This is a genomic window from Falsochrobactrum tianjinense (assembly GCF_019100495.1).
Taxonomy (GTDB): Bacteria; Pseudomonadota; Alphaproteobacteria; order Rhizobiales; family Rhizobiaceae; genus Brucella; species Brucella tianjinense.
Map to the genome: position 1 here is coordinate 1,157,104 of NZ_JAHRVA010000001.1, position 16,241 is coordinate 1,173,344.

The following is a 16,241-nucleotide window of genomic DNA, read 5'->3' on the forward strand; positions in this document are numbered from 1 at the left end:
TGTTGTCGGTCATGAGGGGGAGCCTCCGGTCACGCTGGCGGGTTGCGCGCCTGCGGCCTGCGTGGGGTTGGTGCGGACGATCCTGACGACCTGCTGGCGGTTGCCGCTGCCAAGGCGCAACTCGGCCGCACCGAACAGCCTGTCTACGATCAGGATGTTCTGATGGATTCGGCTGTTGACGATCTGCGGTTCGCCGTTGGAGCCGAGCACGAAGATCGGCGGCATCTCGCCCTGCACGATCCCGGCCGGGAAGACGACATAGACGCGGCGTCCGTCGTCGAAGACGGAAACCGGCCGCCATGGCGGGCTGTTGCCCTGCACCTGCAAGCCATAGCGGTAGTTCCGCGCAGCCTCGGCCGGGATGACGGGCGCGGCCGGAACGGTCTGGCGCTGGCCTGCTGGTGGCGCGGGATAGGCCCATGCCACGGCGGGCATGTAGAGCGATTCCCGCGCGCGCAGCTCAATCAGGTAGGTGCGCCGGTCTGTGGTGACGACAAGGTTGGTGGAAATGTCCGCGCGGGCCGGCTTCACAAGGATATGGACGCGGCGGTTCGCACCGCTGCCGCTCTCGGTGTCGCCGATGATCCAGCGGGCCGTGTCGCCGGCCGCGATCGGCCCTCCACCTGTCAGGCTCTCGCCCGGCTCCAGCGCAATGGTCGTGATCTGCCCGACTGCGGCATAGACCTGATAGAGCGCGCCTTCCGACCACGGATAAATCTGGATCGCGTTGTAGTAACCTTCCCGGCGCGGTTCGACGCGGGCGGCGGCGTTGGCGTTCTCGACACGGCCGGTCGGCGTGCCGGCAGCCGTGCCGCCGCGCGCTACTGTCCATGTCGGGGGCACATGCAGCGGCCGGGGCGTGTTGTCGGCCGCCGCCTGTACGGTCGGCAGCGGCGGAACGCTGGCGTCGTAGCCGAACTGCGGCGTCCGGTTGGTGGCGCAGCCTGCGAGCATGGTGGCCGAAAGCAGCACGGCCGCGATTGCCGGGGTGCGGGTGATCGTCCTCATTGGCTCATCTCCCGCGACCATGAAATTGCATTGACGTAGATTCCCAGCGGATTGGCGCGCAGGCGCTCGGCGTCGCGTGGCGTCTGGATCACGATGGTCAGGATCGCGGTCCATCGCTCGGTCGTGGAAAGCTGGCCGTTCTCGAAATGGCGTTCGGTCCACGCCACGCGGAAGCTGTCGGGCGACGCCCGGATGACGCTCGAGACCTCGACGGCGACCTGCTGACGGCCGACCTTGGTGAAGGGATCGTTGGCGCGGGCATAATCGTTCAATGCCGCCGCGCCGCGATCCGTGGTCCACTCATAGGAGCGAAGCCAGTTCTGGCGGACAATGATCGCGTCGGCCGGGATCGCGCGGACCTGCTCGATGAAGCGGCCGAGATGGAAAGCAATCTGTGGGTCAGTCGGGCGATAGTCGGCGGCGGCCGGCGCGACGGTCTGCGCCTGTCCGAGATCATCGACCTGCACCACCCATGGCACCACGGTCCCTCGTGCCGACTGCCAGACCAGCGCCGAGGCGAAGCCTGCGGAAAGAATCAAGGAGCCGAAGGCCATGAGCCGCCAGTTCCTCGCCTGCACGCGGGCCGAGCCGATGCGCTCGTCCCATGCCTGCGCGGCCTTCTGATAGGGCGTCTCGGGTTCCGGCGACTTGCCGTAGTGGGTCGATGGTCGTTTGAAGATGCTCATGAGCGGTCACTTTCGGAAAGGTTGATGGAGGAACCGCCGCCGTGGCTGTCGCCGGAGCGCACCGCATGGGCGGCCATGGTGGTGCCGTGGTTCATGGCCTGCGAGCGCCGCATCCGCTGCGCCCAGGCCGGGGGGCTTCCGGCCGCGCCGGATGGCGCGGCGGCGGGGTCGGCGCTTGCGCCGCCGACCGTTCCCATGGTGGAACTGCCGCCCGTCACGCCAAATCCGGCCTTCGCGCCAGCGGAGAAGCTGGATTTGACGGATTCGCTGGCGCGCGCGGCGGCGCGTTTGAGGGGCGAGATAGCCGCCGACCCTGCGGCCCGCGCCACACCGCCGAGGCCGGCCGCACCGGATTGGCCAAGCGAGCCGACGCTATAGGCGGCGGTCGCCGCGCCCGCGGTGGCCGCACCGCCGCGGACGGCCGCGGCCCCGCCGGACAGGGCGGCAACACCACCCTTGGCGGCAAGCATGGCCCCGCCGCCAGCGGCGACGGTTGCACCTGCGACCGCAAGCCCGGTTCCCACGGCCGCGCCCGCGCCGAGCTGCGGGCCGCCAGAGACGATGCCGTTGGCGATGCCGGGACCGAAGATGCCGAGGCCGAGCAGCGACAGGGCTGCCAGCACAATCGCCATGGCGTCGTCGATACTCGGGGTCTGGCCGCCGAAGCCGGCCGTGAACTGCGAAAACAAGGTCGAGCCGATGCCGATGATGACGGCGAGCACCAAGACCTTGATGCCGGAGGACACCACGTTGCCCAAGACCTTCTCGGCCATGAACGCGGTCTTGCCGAACAGGCCGAAGGGAATGAGGACGAAGCCGGCGAGCGTGGTCAGCTTGAACTCGATCAGGGTCACGAAAAGCTGGATGGCGAGGATGAAGAAGGCCAGCACCACCAGCGCCCATGCGAACAGCAGGCACGCGATCTGGATGAAGTTCTCGAAGAAGGCGATCCAGCCCATCAGGTCGGAAATGGAATCAAGCAGCGGACGGCCGGCGTCGAGGCCGGTCTGTGCCACGCGGCCCGGTCGCATCAGGTCGGCGATGGAAAAGCTGGTCCCCGACGCCATGAGGCCGAGGCCGGCAAAGCTTTCGAAGACGATCCGCGCGAGGTTGTTCCAATTGCTGATGATGTAGGCGAAGACGCCGACGAACAGCGTCTTCTTGACCAGCCGCGCGATAATGTCGTCATCCGCGCCCCATGCCCAAAACAGTGCAGCGAGCGTCACGTCGATAACGATCAGGGTGGTGGCGATGAACGCCACCTCGCCGCCGAGCAGGCCGAACCCGCTGTCGATGTAGGAGGTGAAGACCCCAAGGAAATTGTCGATGACGCCCGTGTTGCCCATGGTCAGCGCGCCTCGCTGCGATCACGGCCGAGGAAGCGGTCGCGGGATTCGGCCCATGCGGCGAGGCAGTCGGCGTCACTCGCCGCCGCCTCGCCGAGCTGCTGGCAACGGCGCAGGGTTTCGCGCAGGGGATCGGCCGGGGGCTGGAGGGCCGGCGCGGCGGGCGGCGCGGAAGGCTCGTCCTTCCGTGCCATGTCGATTGCGGTCGCCGTGACGGCGATAGCGATGAACACAACGGCCGCAAGCCGTGCCAGCATCTTGCCTTCCATGGCGAGCCTCCCGGTCAGTTGTTGCCGTTGTTGAACATCTGCGCGTTGCCGGGCTGGTATCCGCTGCCCGGCGTCAGAAACCGCTCGCGCTGGATGCGGCCCTGTTCGGCGGCCGTGGCGCGTTCTGCCTCGGTCAGTGCGTCGGCACGACCGCTTGCCGAGATGACCGCGATCAGGTCGGAAAGCTGCTGCGACTGGAGCGCCAACAGTTGATTGCCGGCCTGCGTCGCCTGCAATGCTCCGGTCGCGCCCTGACTCTGGCCGACCAGCGCGGCCATCTCGGCGCGGTTGCTGTCGATATTGCCGACCGCGCCCGCCTGAACGCGCATCGCGTCCTGCAAGCCGCCGACCGTGTTCTCCCACCGGCCGCGCGCATCGGCGACGAGCTGCGCGTCGGTCGCTGAAAGCGAGACATTGCCGTATTGGCTCTGGAACGCTTGATCGATCTGCCCGACTTCGAACGCGATGTTCTGCGCTTGGCCGAGAAGCTGCTGCGTGCGCTGAACGCTCTGCTGGAGCTGCTGGAGCGAGCTATGCGGTAGGCTCGCCAGATTGCGGGCCTGATTGATGAGAATCGTCGCCTCGTTCTGGAGGCTCTGAATCTGATTGTTGATCTGCTCCAGCGTGCGCGCGGCCGTAAGCACGTTCTCGGCATAGTTGGAGGGATCGAAGACGATCCGGCCGAAGCCGAATTGCGCATGGGCCGGGCTTGCGAATATGGGCGAAAGTGCGACGGGCACGGCGAGCGCCAGCGCGAGGGCGGAGGCCCCGACGATCTTGGAATAGGTCATGGAAGTATCTCCTGTGTGGGGTGGATATCGGGCCGGGCCGGCAGGGCGGATTCCGGCCGGTCGGCAAGATTGGTGAGGTTCGGGATCAGGTCGGCAGCCCAATTGACGCCGCGCTCGCGCAGCCATGCGGCGAGGAAGCCATCGCGGCCGTGTTCGGCGACGATCTGTGCAATGAGCGTCTGGTCGGATTTGGCCGATGCGGCGCAGAGCGCTAGGCCGACTTCAGACAGGCCCAGCTCGAACAGGCGATTGCCGCGCCGCGACTGGCAGTAATAGTCGCGCTTGGGCGTGGCCCGTGCGAGGATTTCGATCTGGCGGTCATTGAGGCCGAAGCGGCGATAGATGGCCGTGATCTGCGGCTCGATGGCCCGCTCGTTCGGCAGCAAGAGCCGCGTCGGGCAGCTCTCGATGATCGCGGGCGCGATGTTGCTGCCGTCAATGTCGGACAGGCTTTGCGTGGCGAAGATGACGCTGGCGTTTTTCTTGCGCAGCGTTTTCAGCCATTCGCGGAGCTGGCCGGCGAACCCTTCGTCGTCCAGCGCAAGCCAACCCTCGTCGATGATGAGCAGCGTGGGGCGGCCGTCGAGCCGGTCGCTGATACGATGGAACAGATAGGCGAGCACGGCCGGGGCCGCGCCGGTCCCGACAAGGCCCTCGATCTCGAACGCCTGAACATCGGCCGAGCCGAGGTGTTCCGCCTCGGCGTCGAGCAGCCGGCCATAGGCACCGCCGACGCAGAATGGCCGGAGCGCCTGTTTCAGATCATTGGATTGCAGCAGGACGCTGAGGCCCGTGATGGTGCGTTCCTCGACCGGCGCGGAGGCGAGCGAAGTCAACGCCGGCCAAAGATATTCCTTGACCTCTGGCGTGATGGCGATGCCTTCGCGCATGAGGATGGCCGCAATCCAGTCCGCCGCCCATGCGCGTTCATAGGTGTCGTGGATGCGGGCAAGCGGCTGGAGCGAAACGGACGCCTCGTCCCCTTCTGTCAGCCCGCCGCCAAGGTCGTGCCAGTCGCCGCCCATGGCGAGCGACGCGGCGCGGATGCTGCCGCCGAAGTCGAAGGCGAAAACCTGCGATCCCGCATAGCGCCGGAACTGCAAGGCCATGAAGGCAAGCAACACGCTCTTGCCCGCGCCGGTCGGGCCGACGACAAGGGTGTGGCCTACGTCGCCGACATGGAGACTTAGCCGGAACGGGGTTGAGCCTTCGGTCTTTCCAAAGAGCAAAGGGGGCGCACCGAAATGCTCGTCCCGTTCCGGCCCCGCCCACACCGCTGAAAGCGGGATCATGTGGGCGAGATTCAAGGTGCTGATAGGCGGCTGGCGGACATTCGCGTAGGCGTGGCCGGGCAGGCTGCCGAGCCATGCGTCAACCGCGTTGACGCTCTCGGGCATGGCGGTGAAGTCGCGGCCCTGAACGATCTTCTCGGCCAGGCGCAGCTTCTCGTCGGCAAGGCGCGGGTCGGCATCCCAAACGGTGACGGTCGCCGTGACGTATGCCATGCCCGCGAAGTCCGCCCCAAGCTCCTGCAACGCCATGTCAGCGTCGAGCGCCTTGTTCGCGGCATCGGTGTCCACAAGGGCGGACGCCTCGTTGGTCATCACCTCTTTCAGAATCGCGGCGATGCTCTTGCGCTTGGCGAACCATTGGCGACGGATGCGGGTCAGCAGCCGGGTCGCATCGGTCTTGTCGAGCAGGATCGCGCGGGTGCTCCACCTGTAGGGGAACGGCAGCCGGTTCATTTCGTCGAGCAGGCCCGGCGTCGTCGCGGTCGGGAATCCCACGATGGTCAGCACGCGCAGATGCGCGTCGCCAAGGCGCGGTTCCAGCCCGCCGGTCAAGGGCTGGTCGGCCAGCAGCGCATCGAGGTGCATCGGCACCTCCGGCACGCGCACGCGATGCCGGTTGGTCGAGATGGTGGAATGGAGATAGGTCAGCGTCGCGCCGTCATCCATCCAACGGCACTCGGGCATGAAGCCGTCGAGCAAGGCCAGCACGCGGTCGGTGCGGTCGATGAAGCCGCGCAGCAGCTCCCACGGGTCCACGCCCGTTTTCTCGCGGCCCTCGTAGAGCCATGCCTCAGTGCGCGCGGCTTCCTCGGCCGGGGGCAGCCAGAGGAAGGTCAGGAAATAGCCCGACACGAAATGCGTGCCTGCTTCCTCGAAACCGGCCTTGCGCTCGGCATCGACCAGCGCCGATGCGGCATCGGGAAACGTGCTGCCGGGATAGGTCGCGGCCTCGCTGCGCTGCGCCTCGACGAAGATGCTCCAGCCGGAGCCGAGACGGCGCACGGCACTGTTGATGCGGCCGGCGACGGCGACCAGTTCGGCCGCGACGGCGGAATCCAGATCGGGACCGCGAAACTTCGCCGTCCTCTGAAAACTGCCGTCCTTGTTCAAGACGACGCCGGAGCCGAGCAATGCGGCCCATGGCAAATAGTCGGCGAGCCGGGCGGCGGTGCGGCGATATTCGGAAAGGTTCATCATGGCCGCGCCCTCACACCGCCAGATGGCCGGGGACGCGCAGATGCCTACGCCCGACCTCGACGAATTGGGGATCGCGCTTCGCCGCCCATACGGCTGCGAAATGGCCGATTGCCCAAATGGCGATGCCGACCAGCCAGAGGCGCAGGCCGAGGCCCACGGCTCCGGCCAGCGTTCCGTTCATGATGGCGATGGAGCGCGGTGCGCCGCCGAGCAGGAGATGCTCGGTCAGCGCCCGGTGGACCGGGACCGTGAAGCCCGGCACCGCGTCGAGCTGTTCGAGGCCGCCCGCCATCAAACGAGCGCCCCGCCGCCGAACGAGAAGAAAGACAGGAAGAAGCTCGATGCGGCGAACGCGATGGACAGGCCGAAAACGATCTGGATCAGGCGACGGAAGCCGCCGCTGGTATCGCCGAACGCGAGGGTCAGGCCCGTCACGATGATGATGATGACGGCGATGATCTTGGCGACCGGCCCCTCGATGGACTGGAGGATTTGCTGCAAGGGCTGTTCCCATGGCATCGACGAACCGGACGCATGGGCGGCCGGGGCGAGCATGAGGCTGATGGCAAGGGCAGATGCGGCGGTCGTGGCGAAGCGATAGCCGCGCGTAAGGGTGCGGATCATGAAGATTCTCCTGTGCTGGTGGGGATTGCCGAAGGGATGGGATGCGAGATGCGGTAGTCGCCGTCCGGCCCCAGCCCCTCGACGCGGGCAAGCTCGGCCAGCCGGCGCGCGGAACCGCGCCCGGAAAGGACGGCAACGAGGTCGATGGTCTCCGCGATCAGCGCGCGCGGGACGGTGACGACAGCCTCCTGGATGAGCTGTTCGAGCCGGCGCAGCGCGCCGATGCCGGAGCCGGCATGGATGGTGCCAATGCCGCCCGGATGGCCGGTGCCCCATGCCTTGAGCAGGTCGAGGGCTTCGGAACCTCGCACCTCGCCGATGGGAATCCTGTCGGGGCGCAGGCGCAGCGAGGAACGGACCAAATCGGAGAGCGTCGCCACGCCGTCTTTCGTCCGCATGGCGACAAGGTTGGGCGCGGCGCATTGCAGCTCGCGCGTATCCTCGATGATGACGACGCGATCCGCCGTCTTCGCCACCTCGGCGAGCAGCGCGTTGGTCAGCGTGGTCTTGCCCGTGCTGGTGCCGCCAGCCACGAGGATGTTGGCGCGGGAGGAAACGGCCGCGCGTAGCGTCGCGGCCTGATCGGCGGACATGATGCCGGCGGCCACGTAATCGTCGAGCGTGAACACCGCGACGGCCGGCTTACGGATGGCAAAAGTCGGGGCGGCGACCACGGGCGGCAGCAGGCCCTCGAATCTTTCGCCCGACTCCGGCAGCTCGGCCGAGACGCGGGGGCTGCGGGCATGAACCTCCGCACCGACATGATGCGCGACCAGCCGAACGATGCGTTCGCCATCGGCGGCAGACAGCCGCTCGCCCGTATCGGAAAGCCCTTCGGACAGGCGGTCGATCCACAACCGCCCGTCCGGGTTCAACATCACCTCGACCAAGGCCGGGTCTTCGAGCAGCCGGGCGATTGCGGGGCCGAGCGCGGTGCGCAACATGCGTGCGCCGCGTGCAATCGCCTCCGGTTTATGGTGGTTGGTGGTCATGTCGGCCCCACTTCTTCATGGGGCGCGACAGGCGATCCCCGGATCGGGGTCGATTAAGAAAGCCCGGAATTGGGCTGGTTCAACAAGTATCTAGCTGCGTGCGGTGATCGGCGGCGAACGGCGGTAAATAGGATGGGTCCGAATACTCATTCTTGATCGCCGTTGCTCTCGGACCCGTCCTGCAACGGATCGTCGGGAAGTGAGTCGAGGTCACGCGACAGCTCCTTGAGGAACCTGTCGCCCGTCGCCAGACGCCGGCCGAGGTTCTGCATGAAGCCCTCGAACCGTTCCGCGCCTTTCGCGCGGGCAGCGGATTGCGCAGCTCCTGAAAGCGGCGGCGTGATGGTCATCCAGAAATGGATGAACTGCGCGACCGTCTCGCCGAGGACGGCGAGATTTAGGTCGAGCGTGTCGATCTGGCGGCCGAGCTTGTCCAAGCGGCGCGACATGGCGGCTTCGAGCTGGTCGTCGGCATCGCCGGACAGGTAGGACATGACCGCCGCCTCCACGATGGCGGATTTCGAGACATTGCGGCGCAGCGCCACCGAGCGGCGCAACGCCATCGCCTCGATCTGCGGAATAAGCGCGGGGTCGAAATAGATATTCAGGCGAGTTCTGGTTGCCATGGGCGTATCCTCAAAGGTCGATTCCGTCATCGGGGTTCAGCGCCACCTGCCGCGCGACCATCCTCATGCGCTGGCGCATGGCGCGGGCCTTGGCCGCGTCAACGTCCGGCTCGTCGTCCAGAAACTCGAACTCCTGTTCGGGCGACGGCGGCGGCGCGATCACTTCCTCATGTTCGGGCAATTCCGGCTCGCGGCGGATGCCGGCATTGGCCGGATCGCCTTCGGCCGCGCGTTCGGGGTCTGTCGCGGAACGGCTTTCCGCCGCGACCACGCGGCCGGACCAGTCATCGGTCGATGGGCCGGGCGCCAACGGAGCGGCGACCAGATCGGGCGGGGTCAGGATGCGTTCCTGCAACCGCGCGTCCTCGAAATAACGGGCCTTGGTGGCGCGGATCGGCGGGGTTCCCGCGACCATCACGATTTCGTCCGTGGGCGGAAGCTGCATGATCTCGCCGGGCGTAAGCAGCGGCCGGGCCGTCTCCTGCCGCGACACCATGAGATGCCCGAGCCACGGGGCCAATCTGTGCCCGGCGTAGTTTGTGGAATCGCGCAACTCGGTCGCGGTGCCGAGTGCGTCGCTCACCCGCTTGGCCGTCCTTTCGTCGTTCGTGGCGAAGCTGACGCGGACGTGGCAATTGTCGAGGATCGCGTTGTTTGGCCCATAGGCGCGCTCGATCTGGTTGAGGCTCTGCGCAATCAGCAAGCCTTTGATTCCATACCCCGCCATGAAGGCGAGCGCCGATTCAAAGAAGTCGAGCCGGCCGAGCGCCGGAAACTCGTCCAGCATCAACAGCAGGCGATGGCGCTTGCCGGAGGTGGTCAATTCCTCGGTCAAGCGCCTGCCGATCTGGTTGAGGATCAGGCGGATGAGCGGCTTGGTGCGGTTGATGTCGGATGGCGGCACGACCAGATAGAGCGTGACGGGCTGGCGGCTGCCGACCAGATCGGCAATGCGCCAGTCGCATCGTGCCGTCACCCGCGCCACCACGGGATCGCGGTAGAGTCCGAGAAAGGACATGGCTGTGGAAAGGACGCCGCTGCGCTCGTTCTCGCTCTTGTTCAGCAGCTCGCGGGCTGACGACGCGATGACGGGATGAACGCCAGCCTCGCCGAGATGCGGCATGTCCATCATGGCGCGCAAGGTCGCCTCGACCGGGCGGCGCGGATCGGACAGGAAATTGGCGACGCCTGCCAGCGTCTTGTCCTTCTCCGCATAGAGAACATGCAGGATCGCGCCGACAAGCAGGCTATGGCTGGTCTTTTCCCAATGGTTGCGCTTGTCGAGGCTGCCTTCGGGATCGACCAGAATATCCGCGATGTTCTGCACGTCGCGGACTTCCCATTCGCCCTGCCGCACCTCCAGCAACGGGTTGTAGGCGGACGATCTGGCATTGGTCGGATCGAATAACAGGACGCGGCCGTGCTTGGCGCGGAAGCCGGCTGTGAGCGTCCAGTTCTCGCCTTTTATGTCGTGGACGATGGCGGATGCGGGCCATGTCAGCAGCGTCGGCACCACCAGCCCGACACCCTTGCCGCTGCGCGTCGGGGCGAAGCATAGGACATGCTCGGGACCGTCATGGCGTAGATAGTCCCGGTCGTATCGGCCGAGCAGGACGCCATCGGGGCCGAGCAATCCGGCCGCGCGGATTTCCCTGTCCTCGGCCCATCGCGCCGATCCGTAGGTCGCGACGTTGCGCGCCTCTCGTGCCCGGATGATCGACATGAAGATGGCGGCGGCGATGGCGAGGAAACCGCCCGATACCGCGATGATGCCGCCCTCGACGAAGATCGCGGGCGCATAGGCGTCGAACGAAAACCACCACCAGAAGAAGGCGGGCGGATAATGGATCGGCAGGCCCGCCAGCTCGAACCACGGTGCTCCAAGCTGCGGCTGGAAGCCGAGGCGGAACGCCGTCCATTGCGTCGCTGCCCACACCATCACCAGAACGATGGTGAAGACTACGGCGATTTGACCCCAAAGGATTCGGCCTCCGCGCAATGCAGGCTCCAGTCGGCAAAAGAGACGGAGCCGATCAGAGAGTAGGCAAAATCGGGACAGGCAACAGGAAAGCGGTTGCCGGAGGGCTGCCGGATACTATCGGCGGTAAATAGGACGGATTCCCTTCACGCTATCCGGTCGAGTGGTCTCTGCCGCGCAACTGGCCGGGCGAATCGCCCCAACGGTTCATTCGGTCTGCAAGGTTGAGCAGGTTGCGAAGCGCGGCGCTGCGATTGAACGGCGACCAGACGGCGGTAAAGGCAACCGGCTCTGGTTCATCCGCAAAAGGTAGGAAGACGATTCCGGTCGTCGGCAGCAGCGCCGTGGCCGCGCCGACGATGGTGATGCCGAAGCCCTGTCCTACCATGGTCAGCATTGTTCCACGCTCCACATCGAAGCGCAGGATCGACGGCGCGGGCCAGCGTCCGGCATGGCGCAGCACGATATGGTCGTGGACTTGCGGGCCAGTGCCGCCATAGCGGACAAGGAAGGTCTCGCCAGCCAGATCGGTCCATGTGATTGCCGACTGCCCGGCAAGGCGATGTTGTTCCGGCAGCACCGCCACCAGCGGCTCGGTCCAGATCGGGCGAGTATGGCAGTCGGGCAGATCGGGCGTGCCGGCGACAAACGCCACGTCCAGCCGGTCGGCGCGAAGCTGCATGACCGCATCGCGGGCCGTGCCTTCGGTCATCTCGACCTCGATGCCGGGATGGTCTTCCCGGTATTGCGCGATCAGATCGGCAAGGAAGCTGCCGGGGATCAGGGCATGGATGCCGATGCGCAGGCGTCCCCATTTCCCTGCCGCCGTCATGCTCGCGGTCTTCACCGCATGGTCGAGCTGATCGACGCCGGCAGCTATCCGCTCGACGAAGTGGCGTCCGGCCTCGGTCAGTCGCACGCCCCGAGCATGACGCTCGAACAGGAGGACGCCAAGGTCTTCCTCCAGCGCCTTCACGCGGGCGCTGACGCTGGATTGCGCCACGCCGAGCGCGCTGGCGGCGTGGCGGAAGTTTAGATATTCGGCGACGGCGAGCGTTTGGATCAGCGATGCGAGGGGAATGCGCGATCCTAGCGGACTCGGCACCCCCCACTGATGGTCGTTCATTGATACGTTATGTCGCCGCCGCATCTTCTCGCCACCTCATGAGGCGGCGAAGGAACGGATTATCCAGCTCAACCCGCGAGAATAGCTTTCATCCCAGTCGTCGGGTTCACCTTCGACCCGTGATGAGAGGGACGGATACTTGGCTGCATTTTCCCGAAGAAAAGAGGCAACACGGGCGCGGGTTGCTGATTCATTACCCGCTTGCCACGCTACTTGTGTGGCGACCGATCCGAGCATGAAGTTGGATAACGTATATCCGGCATGAATAACTTCGATTTCCGGCAAGCCCGTCCCCATGAGGGTCGCGCGCAGATGTTCGGATCGAGCCAACGCATTAGGGCCGAGCAACGGCCGAAATCCCACCAGACTGGTTGACCAAGGATGCCTTAGAAGTGTCTGCCGCCAGTCGGTTAGAAAGCGGACCAGTTCTTTGTCCCATTCCAACGCCACCGTCGGAAGCGAAATCTCCCCAAGAACACTGTCCAGCGCGAGTTCAAGCACGTCGTCGCGTGTCTCTACATACCAGTAGAGCGATGTAGCGCCCGCGTTCAATCGCGCCGCCAGCTTGCGGATGGTCAGTCCATTTTGGCCCTCGGAGTCGAGAATCTCGACGGCTGCTTGGACGATGCGCTCTCGTGTCAGTGCTGGAACGTCGCGCGAACGCTTGGGGGGTTTTAGCCAGATCGTCGGCGAGCCAAGGTCCGTTTTCGATGATCCGGCTTTCGCCATTGCCCCCTCCGACAGCCTTGACAGTCAAACACATCGTAGTGCATCACTCTATCAATCGAACACCGTTCGAGTCAACGGATCGCCGATCCTTTACGACTGGCACTAGCCGCAGCGAAAGCCAGCGATGGGTTGCGCCGAGGCTGAATTAATCCAACCAACAACGGAGGCAAGAATGGGCAATCCGAAGGGCGCTTTGGACTTATCGGCAGATCGAGATTTTCTCTCGGTTTTGCCGATCTCGGATGGCCTGGTGACGATCAGAGCCATGTCAGATGCAGACGCGGAAGCTTACGCTGCCGGGACAAACGATGCTCTGGTCAAGCATTTCGCTCACTTGCCGTTGGAAGAATATACGCCGCAAATTGTTCGTGACATGATCCAAGGGGCGATTGCGGACGGTCTGCGCGATGGAACCTTGGCCGTCCTGACAATTTCCGATGCAGGTTCGGATTCATTCCTCGGCAGTTTGGTGTTCTTTGACGTCAAGCCAGATGATGCGGAAATTGGCTATTGGGTAGGACCTGAGCATCGTGGCCGAAGGGTGTCAGGCCACGCGCTTACGCTGGCCAAGGACATGGCCCGCAAGCTGCGCCTGAAAAATCTCCGCGCGAGAACGGTTCAGGAAAACCCTGCGTCTGAGAGGGTGCTTCTCCGCGCCGGGTTTAAACAGGTGGGCGAAGCTCGGCCGGAGATTGTTCCTTCCGGCAAGACCGAAATGAGCGTGAACTATCTCGCCGAACTGTGAGCAGGATGCGGCATCAAGCTGCCTCTCCGACTGCCTGAGACGCCAAACTATCTCGTATCCAGAGATAGTGTTTTCACTCGCGCCGAGGCTGGATTGCGCCACGCCGAGCGCGTTGGCGGCGTGGCGGAAACTCGTGTCTGGATTAGGGAGGCCATGGGAATGCGCGACCCGAGCGAGGTCGGTATCCCCATTGGCGCTTAATCTGCGTGGCTGAACGTCGTCGCCGCACGAGTCAGTTCCTGACGTTTCTAACTACGGCCGATCTCGAACGACGTAGAAGCTGCGCGGTAGTTTTCAGAAATTGTGCAAGTTGTTGCTGCGCCACGACTATCCCTTAGCTTGCTAACTCATCGCAAGCCTTCTGCAATTCATTGATTAACCGCCCAGCATGAAAGCCATCACAAACAGCGTGGTGCACTTGTACGGCCAGCGGGACGAAAATCTTGTCACCTTTAGTGTAATACTTACCAATAGTAAACATTGGTGCGAAAAAGTTGTTTATGCTGGGAAAATTGAAATCAAAACTGGTGAAGCTCGTCCATGGATTGGCTGACACATAGAAAATATTCTCAACAAATCCCTTAGGAAAATACGAGTAGTTGCTTAGATTCGCTCCCCTATCTTTTTCGAATTCAGAAACAAACTGATCAAAATTACTGTGATAAATGCTCCACAATGAGGAAAATGTTTCGGTTTCAGGGTGAAAGATCGTATAGCTAGGATGGACAATATCCCAAACGATTAGCTTGCCATCTTGAATTCTGCGAATCTATTCACCGTTTTTGCAATAACGTGAATAATACACGGGTAGAACTTATATCCATTGGATTTCACATGCTCAAGCAGCTTGGTGATATCCAATTGAACCGTCTGACTAAACGTGCATTGCCCTACAGAACTTAAAACCTCAAAATGCTCCTTCCTCCCCCAGCTCGAAACATCAAATTCTGAATAACTCATACTATCGGTCCCTTGCTTGCTAGCGCCCTGCGGTTCGCTTTTTGAATTCCTTGATCAGTGGACCCTCAAACCCATTTCAGCGAGAAGAGTGCCGGCTTGTTCGGGCGAGATCGTCGCCCCTTTGAATCTGCGAGCGTCATTGAGCCGAATGCCTCCAAGGTCTGCGCCGCGCAAATCAGCACCCTCGAAACGGGCATCGACGAGATTTGCTTCTCTGAGGCTCGAACGGGAGAAGACCGCTTCGCGAAAATCGCATCCTGTGAGGTCGGCCATGCTTAAATCCACGTGTTCGATCTCCACCTTACGAAACGAAACACCCGGGAGGCGCGCCGCCGACAGGATGGTTTCCTTGAAGGTGACGGAATTGGTGCGCGCTCTGGTGAAGTCGGCGCCGGTGAGCTTGCAGCCGACAAAGCACGCCTGAGTGAGGGTCGCGCCCCCGAACTTACCGTTGTTGAAATCGCATTTCTCGATGGTCGCTTCGACAAGCCTTACTGCCGTGAAATCGACGTACGCTCCCCGGCAACTGACGAACGCCGCCTCGTCAAGCGTGGCGCCGGTGAAATTGGTGCGCTTCAAAATACAATCTTGAAAGCGCCACCCGGTCATGTCGAGGTTGGAAAGGTCGCTCTCTTCCAAATCACAGTTCAGGAGACGTATCGGCCGCTTCGCGGCTCCCATAGCCGCGATCTCGGAGCGGGATGGTGAGCCGTTGCTGATCGTCTCAATGCCTGCGTCCGGCGCTGTATGTATCGTCATGAAAAGGCCTACTGGAGATATTGGCACGGAGTCGGTACAGTGATCAATATGAACATATTTATTGGAATGGACAAGCGTGAGCCGAGCCAAGAGAATTGACGAGAACGCGATCCTCGACGCCGCAGAGGAGGTCATTCGGGAAAACGGCGCGGGTGGCCTGACCATCGATGCCGTCGCCCGCAAGGCCGGGGTGTCAGTTGGAGGGCTGCAATATTCCTTCCGCTCAAAGGACGCCCTTATCGCCGCAATGTTCGAAAGATGGGGCCGCGAATACGAAGTCGATCTAGCCTCTCTCCATCCTGAGCCTGTCGACGCCCTCGGTGAAGTACGGCGCGACATCATTTTCGACTTCAAGCAAAGTGTGGTCGCAAAGAAGAAGGCGGCCAGCATCATTGCTGCGCTTCTTCAATCGCCGGAGCACATGACGCAGGTGAGAAACTGGTATCAGAGCCGCCTGCGCGGCGTGGACATGTCAACAAAAGAAGGTCGCAACGCACGGGTGGCCTTCCTGGCTGCCGAAGGCGCTTTCATGCTCCGGTTCATGGGGCTGCGCGAAATAGGCGACAGCGAGTGGGACGAGATTTTCGATGACGTTCTTGCGCTGTTGGACTGATTGGCGAGTTGATTGAGCCACGCAATGGTGCCTAATCTGGATTAAGAACTTGACGTTCCACGAGGGTGTTCTCAGATCACGAAACCCGCTACTTCAGGACATAAGCGACCTCAAATTCCCAGCCCCCTCTGCCGCCCCAGTTGCCACGACACCGATCCGCCCTGCACGACACCCATAACCTCGCGGCCGATCTGGCCGTCGATGACCGGCCGCCACGGGACAAGGGTGAACTCATGGGATTTCTCGACCACGGCGAACTTGCCGCTGGATAGCTGCACGGTACCGGTGAACTTGCCGCTGACGCTTTCGCCGTCCGTGGTGGCGCGGAATGGAAGCGCCTTGCTCTCGGCCATCTCCGCGCCGATACGGGTAACCTCCCGCTCGCGCAAGGTGGCGAGAAGGTTGCGCCGATAGAAGATGCGACCGTCCCGCGCTTGGCTGGCGTCGTGCTGTTCGATATGATGCTTGCGGCGCTGCTCCATCGCCTCGCGCACCTGCTG

The 16,241-nt window shown here is 63.5% G+C and carries 17 protein-coding genes and 1 pseudogene; 2 read left to right on the forward strand and 16 right to left on the reverse strand.

Annotation, left to right across the window (positions count from 1 at the left end; genetic code table 11):
- Positions 1-9: 9 nt before the first annotated feature.
- The 13 genes from trbG to KUG47_RS05615 form a co-directional block, all read right to left on the reverse strand.
- Positions 10-1,008: a P-type conjugative transfer protein TrbG gene (trbG, locus tag KUG47_RS05555; RefSeq protein WP_217676901.1), complete on the reverse strand. Its 999-nt coding sequence runs from the start codon at positions 1,006-1,008 to the stop codon at positions 10-12.
- Entirely contained in the window at positions 1,005-1,694 is a 690-nt protein-coding gene (trbF, locus tag KUG47_RS05560) for a conjugal transfer protein TrbF (RefSeq protein ID WP_217676902.1), read from the reverse strand. Before trbF ends, trbG begins: the two co-directional genes overlap by 4 nt.
- Positions 1,691-3,040 carry a P-type conjugative transfer protein TrbL gene (trbL, locus tag KUG47_RS05565; RefSeq protein ID WP_217676903.1) on the reverse strand — a complete coding sequence of 450 codons (1,350 nt, stop codon included), beginning with the start codon at positions 3,038-3,040 and terminating at the stop codon, positions 1,691-1,693. The genes trbF and trbL overlap by 4 nt, the downstream gene beginning before the upstream one ends.
- A gap of 2 nt (positions 3,041-3,042) precedes the next feature.
- Positions 3,043-3,309, reverse strand: a complete 267-nt coding sequence (trbK-alt, locus tag KUG47_RS05570) for a putative entry exclusion protein TrbK-alt (protein WP_217676904.1) — start codon at positions 3,307-3,309, stop codon at positions 3,043-3,045.
- A 14-nt stretch (positions 3,310-3,323) separates the two neighbouring features.
- Positions 3,324-4,100 carry a P-type conjugative transfer protein TrbJ gene (trbJ, locus tag KUG47_RS05575; RefSeq protein ID WP_217676905.1) on the reverse strand — a complete coding sequence of 259 codons (777 nt, stop codon included), beginning with the start codon at positions 4,098-4,100 and terminating at the stop codon, positions 3,324-3,326.
- The gene (trbE, locus tag KUG47_RS05580) at positions 4,097-6,589 is read right to left on the reverse strand and encodes a conjugal transfer protein TrbE (RefSeq protein ID WP_217676906.1); all 2,493 of its coding nucleotides are present in this window, start codon (positions 6,587-6,589) and stop codon (positions 4,097-4,099) included. The genes trbJ and trbE overlap by 4 nt, the downstream gene beginning before the upstream one ends.
- A gap of 10 nt (positions 6,590-6,599) precedes the next feature.
- Complete coding sequence (locus KUG47_RS05585) at positions 6,600-6,881, reverse strand: VirB3 family type IV secretion system protein (protein ID WP_217676907.1); 282 nt, start codon at positions 6,879-6,881, stop codon at positions 6,600-6,602.
- Positions 6,881-7,213: a TrbC/VirB2 family type IV secretion system protein gene (locus KUG47_RS05590; protein ID WP_029074261.1), complete on the reverse strand. Its 333-nt coding sequence runs from the start codon at positions 7,211-7,213 to the stop codon at positions 6,881-6,883. The genes KUG47_RS05585 and KUG47_RS05590 overlap by 1 nt, the downstream gene beginning before the upstream one ends.
- Positions 7,210-8,205, reverse strand: a complete 996-nt coding sequence (gene trbB / locus KUG47_RS05595) for a P-type conjugative transfer ATPase TrbB (RefSeq protein ID WP_217676908.1) — start codon at positions 8,203-8,205, stop codon at positions 7,210-7,212. Before trbB ends, KUG47_RS05590 begins: the two co-directional genes overlap by 4 nt.
- Before the next feature lie 146 nt (positions 8,206-8,351).
- Positions 8,352-8,831 (reverse strand): CopG family transcriptional regulator, encoded by a 480-nt coding sequence (locus KUG47_RS05600; protein WP_217676909.1) that lies wholly within the window; start codon positions 8,829-8,831, stop codon positions 8,352-8,354.
- Between the two features lie 10 nt (positions 8,832-8,841).
- Positions 8,842-10,830, reverse strand: a complete 1,989-nt coding sequence (locus KUG47_RS05605) for a conjugal transfer protein TraG (RefSeq protein WP_217676910.1) — start codon at positions 10,828-10,830, stop codon at positions 8,842-8,844.
- A gap of 130 nt (positions 10,831-10,960) precedes the next feature.
- Complete coding sequence (locus tag KUG47_RS05610) at positions 10,961-11,935, reverse strand: LysR family transcriptional regulator (protein ID WP_217676911.1); 975 nt, start codon at positions 11,933-11,935, stop codon at positions 10,961-10,963.
- 36 nt (positions 11,936-11,971) lie between these two features.
- Positions 11,972-12,664: a TetR/AcrR family transcriptional regulator gene (locus KUG47_RS05615; protein WP_217676912.1), complete on the reverse strand. Its 693-nt coding sequence runs from the start codon at positions 12,662-12,664 to the stop codon at positions 11,972-11,974.
- A 172-nt stretch (positions 12,665-12,836) separates the two neighbouring features.
- On the opposite strand from KUG47_RS05615, the gene KUG47_RS05620 reads away from it, so the two are divergent.
- Positions 12,837-13,409 (forward strand): GNAT family N-acetyltransferase, encoded by a 573-nt coding sequence (locus tag KUG47_RS05620; RefSeq protein WP_217676913.1) that lies wholly within the window; start codon positions 12,837-12,839, stop codon positions 13,407-13,409.
- A gap of 334 nt (positions 13,410-13,743) precedes the next feature.
- On the opposite strand, the pseudogene KUG47_RS05625 reads toward KUG47_RS05620, so the two are convergent.
- Together KUG47_RS05625 and KUG47_RS05630 are read right to left on the reverse strand one after the other, a co-directional pair.
- Positions 13,744-14,369: pseudogene (locus tag KUG47_RS05625) on the reverse strand (CatA-like O-acetyltransferase).
- Positions 14,370-14,423: 54 nt separating this feature from the next.
- The gene (locus KUG47_RS05630) at positions 14,424-15,128 is read right to left on the reverse strand and encodes a pentapeptide repeat-containing protein (protein ID WP_217676914.1); all 705 of its coding nucleotides are present in this window, start codon (positions 15,126-15,128) and stop codon (positions 14,424-14,426) included.
- Positions 15,129-15,204: 76 nt separating this feature from the next.
- On the opposite strand from KUG47_RS05630, the gene KUG47_RS05635 reads away from it, so the two are divergent.
- Complete coding sequence (locus KUG47_RS05635) at positions 15,205-15,741, forward strand: TetR/AcrR family transcriptional regulator (RefSeq protein ID WP_217676915.1); 537 nt, start codon at positions 15,205-15,207, stop codon at positions 15,739-15,741.
- 110 nt (positions 15,742-15,851) lie between these two features.
- Here KUG47_RS05635 and KUG47_RS05640 read toward each other — a convergent pair.
- Positions 15,852-16,241 (reverse strand): DUF3363 domain-containing protein (locus tag KUG47_RS05640; RefSeq protein ID WP_217676916.1); only part of this gene is annotated, 390 nt, incomplete at its 5' end.

Coding starts and splice junctions, on each gene's coding strand:
- KUG47_RS05600 (WP_217676909.1), bottom strand. CDS start 8,831: ATGGCAACCAGAACTCGCCTGAATATCTATTTCGACCCCGCGCTTATT.
- KUG47_RS05590 (WP_029074261.1), bottom strand. CDS start 7,213: ATGATCCGCACCCTTACGCGCGGCTATCGCTTCGCCACGACCGCCGCA.
- trbG (WP_217676901.1), bottom strand. CDS start 1,008: ATGAGGACGATCACCCGCACCCCGGCAATCGCGGCCGTGCTGCTTTCG.
- trbJ (WP_217676905.1), bottom strand. CDS start 4,100: ATGACCTATTCCAAGATCGTCGGGGCCTCCGCCCTCGCGCTGGCGCTC.
- KUG47_RS05585 (WP_217676907.1), bottom strand. CDS start 6,881: ATGGCGGGCGGCCTCGAACAGCTCGACGCGGTGCCGGGCTTCACGGTC.
- KUG47_RS05615 (WP_217676912.1), bottom strand. CDS start 12,664: ATGGCGAAAGCCGGATCATCGAAAACGGACCTTGGCTCGCCGACGATC.
- trbL (WP_217676903.1), bottom strand. CDS start 3,040: ATGGGCAACACGGGCGTCATCGACAATTTCCTTGGGGTCTTCACCTCC.
- trbB (WP_217676908.1), bottom strand. CDS start 8,205: ATGACCACCAACCACCATAAACCGGAGGCGATTGCACGCGGCGCACGC.
- KUG47_RS05620 (WP_217676913.1), top strand. CDS start 12,837: ATGGGCAATCCGAAGGGCGCTTTGGACTTATCGGCAGATCGAGATTTT.
- KUG47_RS05630 (WP_217676914.1), bottom strand. CDS start 15,128: ATGACGATACATACAGCGCCGGACGCAGGCATTGAGACGATCAGCAAC.
- trbF (WP_217676902.1), bottom strand. CDS start 1,694: ATGAGCATCTTCAAACGACCATCGACCCACTACGGCAAGTCGCCGGAA.
- trbK-alt (WP_217676904.1), bottom strand. CDS start 3,309: ATGGAAGGCAAGATGCTGGCACGGCTTGCGGCCGTTGTGTTCATCGCT.
- trbE (WP_217676906.1), bottom strand. CDS start 6,589: ATGATGAACCTTTCCGAATATCGCCGCACCGCCGCCCGGCTCGCCGAC.
- KUG47_RS05610 (WP_217676911.1), bottom strand. CDS start 11,935: ATGAACGACCATCAGTGGGGGGTGCCGAGTCCGCTAGGATCGCGCATT.